The organism is Pseudomonas sp. DTU12.3 (assembly GCF_004124275.1).
In the GTDB taxonomy this organism is placed as follows: domain Bacteria; phylum Pseudomonadota; class Gammaproteobacteria; order Pseudomonadales; family Pseudomonadaceae; genus Aquipseudomonas; species Aquipseudomonas helmanticensis.
In genome coordinates this window covers 6,138,439-6,150,537 of the sequence record NZ_CP027218.1, presented here as the reverse complement: position 1 = coordinate 6,150,537, position 12,099 = coordinate 6,138,439, and the positions used below count along the sequence as shown (strand labels likewise).

The following is a 12,099-nucleotide window of genomic DNA, read 5'->3' as shown; positions in this document are numbered from 1 at the left end:
ATAATTCTTTTTGGGGTTAACAGGAAATCAGTACTGTGCAGGGACCAAATCACTGCGATTAGACCTTGGTCGTAGACATACATGGTTACGATTGACTTGTCGGTCACGGTCTGGCGCTAATCGCGCATCTTAGGATCCAGGGCAATAGACCCGGGACCAGGAACACAAAAATTAGAAACGAGAGGAGCTTTACATGAACAAGTCCACCTTGGCCCTGGCTGTGGCCGTAGGGGTTTTGGCGCAGCAGGCAGGCGCCGCCGGTTTCATCGAAGACAGCAAGGCCACCTTGGGGCTGCGTAACTTCTACATCAACACCGACAACCGCGACAGCGCTGCCAAAACCGCTTCGGGCGTGCAGAGCAAGAACGAAGAATGGGGCCAAGGCTTCGATCTGCGTTTCATCTCCGGTTACACCCAAGGCACCGTCGGCTTCGGTATCGACGCGATCGGCCTGCTGGGCGTGAAGCTGGATTCGGGCGGCGGCACCAACGGCGCCACTGCGACTTCCTACGGCGGCACCGTGTTCCCGAGCAAGTCCAACGGTGAAGCTGTTGATAACTTCTCGAGCCTGGGCCTGACTGCCAAAGCCAAGATCTCCCAGACCGAACTGAAGCTGGGTACGCTGCAGCCGAAGAACCCGGTCATCGTCACCAACGACGGTCGTCTGCTGCCACAAACCTGGCAGGGTGGCCAGATCACTTCCGGCGACATCAAGGACCTGACTCTGGTCGGTGGCCAGATCGAAGCCGTGAAAGGTCGTAACTCCAGCAACAACGAGCAACTGTCGATCGGTGGCGCCAACAGCCCAACCATCAGCGGTCGCGACAGCAACAAGTTCATCTACGCCGGTGGTGACTACAAAATCACCAAGGACCTGACTGCCCAGTACTACTACGGCAATCTGGAAGATTTCTACAAGCAGCACTTCCTGGGTCTGGTGCACAACTGGGCAATCGGCCCGGGCGTGCTGAAGTCTGACCTGCGTTACTTCAACAGCTCCGACGACGGCGCCAACGGCAATACCCCTGCTTACTACAGCAGCGGTAACTACACCGGTACCGCTAGCGGTCGCGGTAAAGTCGACAACAACCTGTACAGCGGCCTGTTCCTGTACACCGTTGAAGGTCACACTTTCGGTGGCGGCTATCAGGTTTCCAACGGCAGCAGCGACTTCCCTTGGCTGAACCAGGGCGACGGTTCGTCGAACTACACCATCACCGACATGCAGATCCAGAAGTTCGGCCGTGCCGGCGAGCGCACCTGGCAAGCACGCTACTCGTATGACTTCGCTAAAGTCGGCCTGCCAGGCCTGACCGCCGGTATGGTTTACCTGCGTGGCGATAACATCGACACCGTGGGCACCAACGGTCGTGAAAACGGCAATGGCCGCTCCGAGTGGGAACGTGACTTCACCGTTGGCTACGTGATTCCAGAAGGCCCGGCGAAAAACCTCGGCTTCATGTGGAAAAACGCTACCTGGCGCAACGACATCCCAGGTCAGCGTGACCAGGATGAAAACCGCCTGATCGTCAGCTACTCGATCCCGCTGCTGTAATAGCGCGTCTCGATTCGTTGATGTAAAAAAAGCCCCGTCCGGCATCGCGCCGGACGGGGCTTTTGCGTTTTCGAGTCAGGCTCACCCCCGTAAGCCTGTCCCGAAATTCCCCTCTTTACAGCAACTCAAGGCCTTCTCGAACCTTGCGGCCGATGTTCGTCGGGATGCCGCCGAGCGTCCAGTGAACAGATGTTTAATATTCTTTTAAGATCTAGATATCTAGTTATTTATTCTTTTTCATGATGGCAAATCCCGAGCTACAGTTGAGGTCTCCAACAACTCATCAGGAGCAGCACCATGAGCCTCAGACTCGGCGACATCGCCCCCGACTTCGAACAGGATTCCAGCGCCGGCAAGATTCGTTTCCACGAGTGGCTGGGCGATAGCTGGGGCGTGCTGTTCTCCCACCCGGCGGACTTCACCCCGGTGTGCACCACCGAGTTGGGCTTCACCGCCAAACTCAAAGATGAATTCAGCAAGCGCGGCGTCAAAGCCATTGCACTGTCGGTCGACCCGGTGGATTCGCACCACAAATGGATCGAAGACATCAACGAAACCCAGAACACCATCGTCAACTTCCCGATCCTGGCGGATGCCGATCGCAAGGTTTCCGATCTGTATGACCTGATCCACCCAAACGCCAGCGACACACTGACCGTGCGTTCGTTGTTCGTGATCGATCCGAACAAGAAGGTTCGCCTGACCATCACCTATCCGGCGAGCACCGGGCGCAACTTCCACGAGATTTTGCGGGTGATCGACTCGCTGCAGCTCACCGATAACTACAAGGTGGCCACGCCGGCCAACTGGCAGGACGGTGATGAGGTGGTGATCGTGCCTTCGTTGAAGGATGAGGACGAGATCAAGCAACGCTTTCCGAAGGGCTATCGGGCTGTTAAGCCGTATCTGCGCCTGACGCCACAGCCGAATCGTTAAGATCAAAAGATCGCAGCCTGCGGCAGCTCCTACAGGAGTACGCCGCTTTCTGTAGGAGCTGCCGAAGGCTGCGATCTTTTCGAGGCATCCACATAGCAGGGGATTTCAGGCCGTTTCGACGGCCTTTTTTTTCGCTCTGAACAATGTAAATTGCATATCTCCTAAACGCATAACCAAATGAATAAATATGATTTATAGATATATAAATCAGCTGGTAAGGTCACTCCCATCGAAGCGAGATCGCAACCCGCGAATCGCCTGTAACGCTTAAGGAAGTGCCTGAATGCTGGTCGTCTCACTCGGTGGCAGTCCCAGCCTGCGCTCCCGTTCCGGGGTGCTGCTGGACCGCTCGCAACGCTGGTTGCAGGCGCAAGGGGTGGAAGTGGTGAGTTATCAGATTCGGGACTTCCCGGCCGAAGACTTGCTCCACGCCCGCTTCGACAGCCCGAAGGTGCTCGACCTGCTGCAACAGATTGAAAACGCCGATGGCCTGCTGATCGCCACACCGGTTTACAAAGCGTCTTTCTCTGGCGCGTTGAAGACGCTGCTGGATCTGCTCCCAGAGCGTGCCCTGAATCACAAGATTGTTTTGCCGATGGCCACCGGCGGCAGCATCGCCCACATGTTGGTGGTCGATTACGCGCTCAAGCCTGTGCTCTCGGCATTGAAAGCCCAGGAAATGCTCCAGGGGATTTTCGCCGAGGACAGCCAGATCGCTTACGGCGAAGGCAGTGCCGCGGCGCAACTGGCACCGGCGCTGGAGCAGCGTCTGCACGAAGCGCTGGATCAGTTTGTCGGCGCCATGGCGCGCCGGCCGAAGCCGCTGGAACCGGGCTTGTTGAACGAACGTTTGTTGAGTGCTCGCTGGAGCATTTAAGCCACACCCGAACTTGATGTAACTCACCTTACTTCGCCGCTAACGGCCAAGCAGGTGCAGCCAAAACCCAACAGCAAAAAAGGAGAGCGCTATGCGCACTGTATTTTTGCGTCGTGGTCTGGTCGCTCTGTTTGCTGCGGCTGTCACCTTCGGCGCCATCACTCAAGCTCAAGCCGAGACATTGCGGATCGGTTATCAGAAGTACGGCACGCTGGTGCTGCTCAAAGCCAAAGGGACTTTGGAAAAGCGTCTGGCCGCCCAAGGCGTCGACGTGCAATGGACTGAATTTCCCGGCGGCCCGCAGTTGCTGGAAGGCCTGAACGTCGGCTCGATCGACTTCGGCGTCACCGGCGAAACCCCGCCGGTCTTCGCCCAGGCAGCCGGCGCCGATCTGCTCTACGTCGCTTATGAACCACCAGCGCCGAACAGCGAAGCGATCCTTGTGCCGAAAGACTCGCCGATCAAATCGGTGGCCGATCTCAAGGGCAAGAAAGTCGTGCTGAACAAAGGCTCCAACGTCCACTACCTGCTGGTGCGTGCGCTGGAAGACGCCGGTCTCAAGTACACCGACATTCAAACCGTATTCCTGCCGCCGGCCGATGCTCGGGCTGCGTTCGAACGTGGCAGCGTCGACGCCTGGGTTATCTGGGATCCGTACCAGGCCGCTGCCGAGAAACAACTGCAAGCGCACACCCTGCGCGACGGCAAAGGCATCGTCGACAACCACCAGTTCTATCTCGCGACCAAACCCTATGCACAGAAAAACCCTGAGGTGATCAAAGCCCTCGTTGAGGAAGTGCGCGCCGTCGGCGAGTGGTCCAAAGCCAACCCTGAAGACGTGACCCAACAAGTCGCGCCGCTGCTCGGCCTGCCGGCAGACATCACCCTGACCTCGGTGAAACGCCAGGGTTACGGCGCGCTGTTCCTGACCCCGGAAGTGGTCGCCGCGCAGCAGAAAATCGCTGACACGTTCTACCAGCTCAAGCTGATTCCCAAGCCACTGAGCATCAAGGATGTGATCTGGACACCACCGGCCGCTGTGGCCAAAGCGCTGTAATTCGAATCCCCAAGGAGACCACTCCATGAGCCTCAATATCTTCTGGTTCCTGCCTACCCACGGCGACGGCCATTACCTTGGCACCGCCGAAGGCGCTCGCGCCGTTGACCACGGTTATCTGCAACAGGTCGCACAAGCGGCGGATCGTCTGGGTTTCGGTGGTGTGCTGATTCCCACCGGCCGCTCCTGCGAAGACTCGTGGCTGGTGGCGGCGTCGCTGATTCCGGTGACCCAGCGCCTGAAATTCCTCGTTGCCCTACGCCCCGGGATCATTTCCCCGACGGTCGCGGCGCGGCAGGCAGCGACGCTCGATCGTTTGTCCGGCGGTCGTGCGCTGTTCAATCTGGTCACCGGTGGCGACCCCGAAGAATTGGCTGGCGACGGTCTGTTCCTCAGCCACGAAGAACGCTATCAAGCCTCGGTGGAGTTCACTCGCATCTGGCGTCGTGTGCTCGAAGGCGAAACCGTTGATTACGACGGTCAGCACATCAGCGTGAAGGGCGCGAAGTTGCTCTATCCGCCGATCCAGCAACCGCGTCCGCCGCTGTACTTCGGTGGCTCGTCGGAAGCGGCGCAAGACTTGGCCGCCGAACAAGTGGAAATGGTTCTGACCTGGGGCGAGCCGCCAGCAGCGGTGGCCGAGAAGATCGCACAAGTGCGCGCCAAAGCCGCCAAGCTTGGCCGCACCGTACGCTTCGGCATTCGTCTGCATGTGATCGTCCGCGAAACCAACGCTGAAGCCTGGCAAGCGGCGGATCGTTTGATCTCGCATCTGGACGACGACACCATCGCTCGTGCCCAGGCTTCGCTGGCGCGTTTCGATTCCGTTGGCCAGCAACGCATGGCCGCTCTGCACGGCGGCAGCCGCGACAACCTCGAAGTCAGCCCGAACCTGTGGGCTGGCGTCGGTCTGGTGCGCGGCGGTGCCGGTACGGCGCTGGTCGGCGATGGCCCGACCGTGGCTGCTCGTGTGAAGGAATACGCCGATCTGGGCATCGACACCTTCATCTTCTCCGGTTATCCACACCTTGAAGAGTCGTATCGCGTCGCTGAACTGCTGTTCCCGCACCTCGACATCGAGCGTCCGGAACTGCCGAAAAGCGCCGGTTATGTCAGCCCGTTCGGCGAGATGGTCGCCAACGACATTCTTCCCAAAGCCGCGTCGCAGAGCTGAGGCGCGCCATGAAGAAAATCATCCACAGCCTCGCGCCCTGGGCGTTGCCGGTGTTGTTGCTGGCGGTGTGGCAGTTGTCGGTGTCGGCCGGCTGGTTGTCGACACGGATTCTGCCGGCACCGGTGGCGGTGATCGAGGCCGGCGTGAGCCTGGTGCGCAGCGGCGAAATCTGGACGCACTTGGCGATCAGTGGCTGGCGCGCGGCGCTCGGTTTCACCATCGGCGGCAGCATCGGTCTGGTTCTGGGCTTTATCACTGGCCTGTCGAAATGGGGCGAACGCCTGCTCGACAGTTCAGTGCAGATGATCCGCAACGTGCCGCACCTGGCGCTGATCCCGCTGGTAATCCTGTGGTTCGGCATCGACGAGTCGGCAAAGATTTTCCTGGTGGCGTTGGGCACGTTGTTTCCGATCTACCTGAATACGTATCACGGCATTCGCAACGTCGACCCGGCGTTGGTGGAGATGGCGCGCAGTTATGGCCTCTCCGGTTTCAGCCTGTTCTGGCAGGTGATTCTGCCGGGCGCGCTGCCTTCGATTCTGGTCGGTGTGCGCTTCGCCCTGGGCTTTATGTGGCTGACGCTGATCGTCGCGGAAACCATTTCCGCCAGCTCGGGCATCGGCTATCTGGCGATGAACGCCCGGGAGTTTTTGCAGACCGACGTGGTGGTGCTGGCGATCCTGCTTTACGCGGTGCTCGGCAAACTCGCCGACCTCGCCGCTCGTGGACTTGAACGTGTGTGGTTGCGCTGGCACCCGGCCTATCAGGTTGCCAAAGGAGGTGCAGCATGACCGCTCAACAACCGCCACGCCTGCTGCGCGGGATTCCGCTGGCGGTGCGCAACCTGCAGAAAACCTTTGGCGCGCGGCAGGTGCTGCGTGACATCGATCTGCATATTCCGGCGGGGCAATTCGTCGCGGTGGTCGGGCGCAGTGGTTGTGGCAAAAGTACTTTGCTGCGCTTGCTCGCCGGCCTCGATCAACCGACTGGTGGTGAACTGTTCGCCGGCTCTGCGCCACTCAGTGACGCACGGGAAGACACCCGGTTGATGTTCCAGGAAGCGCGTCTGCTGCCATGGAAAAAGATCATCGACAACGTTGGCCTTGGGCTTAAGGGCAACTGGCGTCAGCAAGCACTGGATGCGCTGGACGCGGTCGGTTTGGCGGATCGCGCCGATGAATGGCCGGCAGCCCTGTCCGGCGGGCAGAAGCAACGCGTCGCCCTGGCCCGGGCGCTGATCCATCAACCGCGCCTGCTGTTGCTCGACGAACCGCTCGGTGCACTGGACGCGCTGACCCGCATTGAAATGCAGCAACTGATCGAGCGTCTTTGGCAGCAACACGGCTTCACCGTGCTGCTGGTGACCCACGACGTCAGTGAGGCGGTAGCGATTGCCGATCGGGTGATTCTGATCGAGGACGGCGAAGTCGGTCTTGATCTGCATGTTGAATTGCCGCGCCCTCGGGTGCGCGGTTCGCATCGCCTGGCGGCGCTGGAAACCGAAGTGCTCAACCGAGTTTTGTCCCTGCCTGGCGAACCGCCGGAACCGGAACCTGTTTCACCCCTGCCTACGCAATTGCGTTGGGCGCAATGAAACAGCTGCGAGCTTCAAGCTACAAGCTGCAAGTAGAAGCGCTGTGCTTTTGCTTGCCGCTTGAAGCTTGCCACTTGCAGCTTATTTCGACCTCAGGAGAAATATCATGACTATCAAAGCCATCAACGTGCGCAACCAGTTCAAAGGCTCGATCAAGGAAATCGTCCTCGGCGACGTGCTGTCGGAAATCGACGTGCAGACCGCTTCGGGTATCGTCACTTCGGTGATCACCACCCGTTCGGTCAAGGAGCTGGAACTGGTGGTGGGCAGCGAAGTGATCGCCTTTGTGAAATCCACCGAGGTGTCGATCGCCAAGTTGTAAGCCAGTGAGTAAAAAACAACCCCGGAGGGCGTGAGCCCTTCGGGGTTTTTTGTGCCTGATCTGAAAACTGCGGTGCGGCCTTCGCGAGCAGGCTCGCTCCCACAGGGGATCGCATTCCAAATGTGGGAGCGAGCCTGCTCGCGAAGAGGCCAGTCAGATCACTAGAGATCTTTTGGGCAGATGCGGCGGCAGATACAGGCCGATATAGGCATCAAACACGCGCATCCCTTCCTCCGCCATGCGCGGGGTGATCTGCCCATGCTGCTGCACCGAACGCGCGTAAACGCGGTCACCCAACTCCATTGCCAAGGCAAACACATCGACATCCTCCGGCAGCCTCGGCAACTCGAAGTGATGATCGAACAGCTTGTGCATCAGGTCACCCAGCTCAAGGTCGTGCTGGCGGTCAGCCTGCGTCACTTCGGTCAGACCATGTTGCGCGAGGATCAACTGGCGAGCAGCGGCATCTTCGCCGTAGATCTCCAGCATGCGTTGCTCGACCAGCCGCGACAGATCACGCCAGTCGCGCAAGGCATCGTGATCGATCGGCGCTTGCAGGCAGGCACGGAATGCGGCGTGCACATCCGCCGTCAGCGCTTCGAGCAACGCCGGCACACTGGCGAAGAAGTGATACACGGAGGAGGGCGGAATCTGCGCACGCTCGGCGACGCTGTAGATCGACAGACTCGCCACGCCCTCGGCGGCCAGCAGCGTGCGTGCGGCATCGAGTATCGAATCAATCCGTGCCTGGCTGCGGGCACGGGGTTTGCGAACGGGGGCGGGTCGCGTCATGGAAGTCTCCTGCGGGGCAGCGGGCATTGTACGAGCCGTGTTCGGTGTTGTCTGCCAGTACCCTGTGGCGAGGGGATTCAGCGAAACGTCGCACCGCCCCGTTCGGCTGCGCAGCAGTCGTAAACCCTGAGAACCGGTTATTCCTGACACACCGAGTGGGATGGTTTTGGGGCTGCTTCGCAACCCAACGGGGATAAATCCCCTCGCCACAGGTTTTGTGTTTGGCCATAAAAAAACGCCATGGGCTGAATCAGCCGACGGCGTTCTTTTTGGCGCTACAACCGCTTACACGGTATGCAGATACCAGTTGTACTCAAGGTCGGAGATGGAGTGTTCGAACTCCTCCAGCTCGCTTTCCTTGCAGGCGACGAAGATATCGATGTACTTCGGATCGATGTACTTGGCCATCACCTCGCTGTCGTCCAGCTCGCGCAGGGCATCGCGCAAGTTGTTCGGCAGGCTTTGCTCGTTCTGCTCGTAGCTGTTGCCTTCGACTGGCGCGCCCGGTTCGATCTTGTTGGTCAGACCGTGGTGCACGCCGGCCAGTACCGAAGCCATCAGCAGGTACGGGTTGGCGTCGGCACCGGCCACGCGGTGTTCGATACGTACGGCATCGGACGAGCCGGTCGGTACGCGAATCGCCACGGTGCGGTTGTCGAGGCCCCAGCACGGCGAGTTCGGCACGTAGAACTGTGCGCCGAAACGACGGTAGGAGTTGACGTTCGGGCAGAGGAAAGCCATCTGCGCGGGCAGGGTCTCGAGCACACCGCCGATCGCGTGACGCAGCGCGGCGTTCTGCTCGGGATCCTCGCTGGCAAAAATGTTTTTGCCTTCTTTATCCAGAATCGAGATGTGTACGTGCAGACCATTACCTGCCTGGCCCGGATAAGGCTTGGCCATGAAGGTGGTGTCCATTTCATGGTCGTAGGCGATGTTCTTGATCAGACGCTTGAGCAGTACTGCGTAGTCGCACGCCTTGATCGGGTCGGCGACGTGGTGCAGGTTCACTTCGAACTGCGCCGGGGCACTTTCCTTGACGATGGCGTCGGCCGGGATGCCTTGCTCTTTGGCACCTTCCAGAATGTCCTGGAGGCAGTCGACGTATTCGTCGAGGTCGTCGATCAGGTAGACCTGTGTCGAGTGCGGACGTTTGCCGGAAACCGGCGAGCGTGGCGGTTGCGGACGACCGTTCACGTTCTCCTGGTCGATCAGGTAGAACTCGAGTTCGAACGCGGCGCAAATGGTCAGGCCCATTTCATCGAACTTGCGAACCACATTGGCCAGTACTTCTCGCGGGTCGGCAAAGAATGGCTGGCCTTCGAGTTCGTGCATGGTCATCAACAGTTGCGCGGTAGGGCGCTTCTGCCATGGCTCGTTGCACAGGGTGTCGGGGATTGGATAGCAGATACGATCGGCGTCGCCGATGTCCAGGCCCAGGCCGGTGCTTTCCACCGTCGAACCATTGATATCCAGAGCAAATAGAGAGGCCGGCAGGTTGATGCCTTTCTCGTAAACCTTGTGGAGGCTGGTGCGTTCAATGCGCTTGCCGCGCACCACACCATTCATATCCGCAATCAGAAGGTCAACGTACAGAACCTCAGGATGTTCCTTAAGGAACGCGTTCGCTTCGTTAAGCTGAACGGCACGCGGGGGTACCGACATGATGCAACACCTTTGTTGTTAAAAATATCAATCATTGATCTTTTCTGGTTTCAGTCAACCCGAACGGCATGCCGAAGTCAAGCGAGGCCTTTTTTGCCCTAAAAAAGCGCTGTGAGGGCATTTATGGGGCACTTTGAGGCGTTTTTTTGTCCCTGGGACGCTTGGCACCCGCGGGCTTGAGCAGGCCGTGTTGTATTTTTTACGGGGGTGTTGTGTAAAAAAATGAACAAGGCTAAGCTCGGATCAAACCCATAACAGCAATAATACCGGGGTGCTTCATGTCTCGCCTGCCGTTAATCGGCATCACCGACTGCTCGCAACAGTCCGGTCTGCATGCTCATCACATCAGTGGCGACAAATCCGTCCGTAACGCAGCCAGCATGGCGTGCGGTCCGTTGACGACAGTCTCGTCGGCAACAGGCAAAACGGCAGCGTCCGATATTCTGGACGTACGACAAGGCATCCCGTTTATGGCGTTCCCTTCCAATATAGATCGCTTTCACTTCCAAAGCCTGTGCCGCTTCCCAAGCGGTGCTCACGATTCTGCACGCCTTGCTGCTCGTCTTCAGTGTGCACAGGAAATGCAACGCCAGCGTAAAGGGCAGGTAAGCTCCTCTTTCATTGTCTATGCGCGGTGCCTGGCGTAAGCCCGCACTGCGCACAAGCAAGCCCCCTTTAACGCGACGCCGCCGGCGTCAAACTTTGCCTGACACTACGTCAGGAGACTCAGCCCAGAGGCATTTATGAGTAACAACCTCGACCAGCTCACCGATTGGTTGAAAGACCACAAGATCACAGAAGTCGAATGCATGATCGCCGACTTGACCGGTATCACCCGTGGCAAGATTTCGCCGACCAACAAGTTCATCGCCGAAAAAGGCATGCGCCTGCCAGAAAGCGTGCTGTTGCAGACCGTGACCGGCGATTACGTCGAAGACGACATCTATTACGAACTGCTCGACCCGGCCGACATCGACATGATCTGCCGCCCCGATCAGAACGCCGTGTACCTGGTGCCGTGGGCCATCGAGCCGACCGCGCAGGTGATTCACGACACCTACGACAAGCAAGGCAACCCGATCGAGCTGTCGCCGCGCAATGTCCTCAAGAAAGTCCTCAAGCTCTATGCCGACAAGGGCTGGCAGCCGATCGTGGCGCCGGAAATGGAGTTCTACCTGACCAAGCGCAGCGACGATCCTGACTATCCGTTGCAGCCGCCAATCGGTCGCTCGGGCCGTCCGGAAATCGGTCGTCAGTCGTTCTCCATCGAAGCGGCGAACGAATTCGATCCGCTGTTCGAAGACGTCTACGACTGGTGCGAACTGCAGGAGCTGGATCTCGACACGCTGATCCACGAAGACGGCACGGCGCAGATGGAAATCAACTTCCGTCACGGCGATGCACTGTCGCTGGCCGACCAGATCCTGGTGTTCAAGCGCACCATGCGTGAAGCCGCACTCAAGCACGACGTCGCCGCGACCTTTATGGCCAAGCCGATGACGGGCGAGCCGGGCAGTGCGATGCACTTGCACCAGAGCATCATCGACATCGAGACCGGCAAGAACGTTTTCTCCAATGAAGACGGGACCATGAGCCAGCTGTTCCTGCACCACATCGGTGGTTTGCAGAAACTGATTCCCGAGCTGTTGCCGCTGTTCGCACCGAACGTCAACTCGTTCCGCCGCTTCTTGCCGGACACCTCGGCACCGGTGAACGTCGAGTGGGGCGAAGAGAACCGCACCGTCGGCCTGCGCGTGCCGGATGCCGGCCCGCAGAACCGTCGCGTGGAAAACCGTCTGCCGGGCGCCGACGCCAACCCATACCTGGCGATTGCCGCAAGCCTGCTCTGCGGCTACATCGGCATGGTCGAGGGCCTCAACCCGAGCGCACCGGTGGTCGGTCGTGGTTATGAACGCCGCAACCTGCGCCTGCCGCTGACCATCGAAGACGCGCTGGAGCGCATGGAAAACAGCTCGACCGTCGAGAAATACCTGGGCAAAACTTTCATCACTGGCTACGTCGCGGTCAAGCGGGCCGAGCATGAAAACTTCAAGCGCGTGATCAGTTCGTGGGAGCGTGAGTACCTGCTCTTCGCCGTCTGATACGCCGGGCGCGGCCCTCAGAAGCCGC

The 12,099-nt window shown here is 59.2% G+C and carries 12 protein-coding genes; 10 read left to right on the top strand and 2 right to left on the bottom strand.

Translation table 11 applies throughout. The annotated features are described in order from the left end of the window. The first annotated feature begins 193 nt into the window (after positions 1–193). The 8 genes from C2E19_RS28370 to C2E19_RS28335 all read left to right on the top strand — a co-directional run bounded on the left by C2E19_RS28370 (position 194) and on the right by C2E19_RS28335 (position 7,515). The gene (locus tag C2E19_RS28370; RefSeq protein ID WP_129395975.1) at positions 194–1,555 is read left to right on the top strand and encodes an OprD family porin; all 1,362 of its coding nucleotides are present in this window, start codon (positions 194–196) and stop codon (positions 1,553–1,555) included. A 297-nt stretch (positions 1,556–1,852) separates the two neighbouring features. Beyond that, a complete protein-coding gene (locus tag C2E19_RS28365) occupies positions 1,853–2,491 on the top strand; it encodes a peroxiredoxin (RefSeq protein WP_129395974.1) in 639 nt (212 codons plus the stop codon). 283 nt (positions 2,492–2,774) lie between these two features. Then, positions 2,775–3,368 (top strand): NADPH-dependent FMN reductase, encoded by a 594-nt coding sequence (gene ssuE, locus C2E19_RS28360; RefSeq protein WP_129395973.1) that lies wholly within the window; start codon positions 2,775–2,777, stop codon positions 3,366–3,368. A 91-nt stretch (positions 3,369–3,459) separates the two neighbouring features. Next, on the top strand, positions 3,460–4,425 hold the full coding sequence (locus C2E19_RS28355; RefSeq protein ID WP_053124845.1) for a sulfonate ABC transporter substrate-binding protein: 966 nt from the start codon (positions 3,460–3,462) through the stop codon (positions 4,423–4,425). Positions 4,426–4,450: 25 nt separating this feature from the next. After that, a complete protein-coding gene (gene ssuD / locus C2E19_RS28350; RefSeq protein ID WP_018928626.1) occupies positions 4,451–5,599 on the top strand; it encodes an FMNH2-dependent alkanesulfonate monooxygenase in 1,149 nt (382 codons plus the stop codon). A gap of 8 nt (positions 5,600–5,607) precedes the next feature. Next, positions 5,608–6,390 (top strand): aliphatic sulfonate ABC transporter permease SsuC, encoded by a 783-nt coding sequence (gene ssuC, locus C2E19_RS28345; protein WP_003229260.1) that lies wholly within the window; start codon positions 5,608–5,610, stop codon positions 6,388–6,390. After that, on the top strand, positions 6,387–7,193 hold the full coding sequence (gene ssuB / locus C2E19_RS28340; RefSeq protein ID WP_129395972.1) for an aliphatic sulfonates ABC transporter ATP-binding protein: 807 nt from the start codon (positions 6,387–6,389) through the stop codon (positions 7,191–7,193). The genes ssuC and ssuB overlap by 4 nt, the downstream gene beginning before the upstream one ends. 106 nt (positions 7,194–7,299) lie before the next feature. Beyond that, on the top strand, positions 7,300–7,515 hold the full coding sequence (locus tag C2E19_RS28335; RefSeq protein ID WP_003229256.1) for a molybdopterin-binding protein: 216 nt from the start codon (positions 7,300–7,302) through the stop codon (positions 7,513–7,515). Positions 7,516–7,668: 153 nt separating this feature from the next. Here C2E19_RS28335 and C2E19_RS28330 read toward each other — a convergent pair whose 3' ends face one another. Together C2E19_RS28330 and C2E19_RS28325 are read right to left on the bottom strand one after the other, a co-directional pair. Next, positions 7,669–8,307: a TetR/AcrR family transcriptional regulator gene (locus C2E19_RS28330; protein ID WP_129396187.1), complete on the bottom strand. Its 639-nt coding sequence runs from the start codon at positions 8,305–8,307 to the stop codon at positions 7,669–7,671. 285 nt (positions 8,308–8,592) lie between these two features. Next, a complete protein-coding gene (locus tag C2E19_RS28325; RefSeq protein ID WP_028623670.1) occupies positions 8,593–9,969 on the bottom strand; it encodes a glutamine synthetase family protein in 1,377 nt (458 codons plus the stop codon). Between the two features lie 278 nt (positions 9,970–10,247). Here C2E19_RS28325 and C2E19_RS28320 point away from each other — a divergent pair, with 278 nt between their 5' ends. Both C2E19_RS28320 and C2E19_RS28315 read left to right on the top strand, forming a co-directional pair. Further along, a complete protein-coding gene (locus tag C2E19_RS28320; protein ID WP_129395971.1) occupies positions 10,248–10,616 on the top strand; it encodes a glutamine amidotransferase in 369 nt (122 codons plus the stop codon). Positions 10,617–10,712: 96 nt separating this feature from the next. Further along, the gene (locus C2E19_RS28315) at positions 10,713–12,071 is read left to right on the top strand and encodes a glutamine synthetase family protein (protein WP_129395970.1); all 1,359 of its coding nucleotides are present in this window, start codon (positions 10,713–10,715) and stop codon (positions 12,069–12,071) included. Positions 12,072–12,099 lie beyond the last annotated feature (28 nt).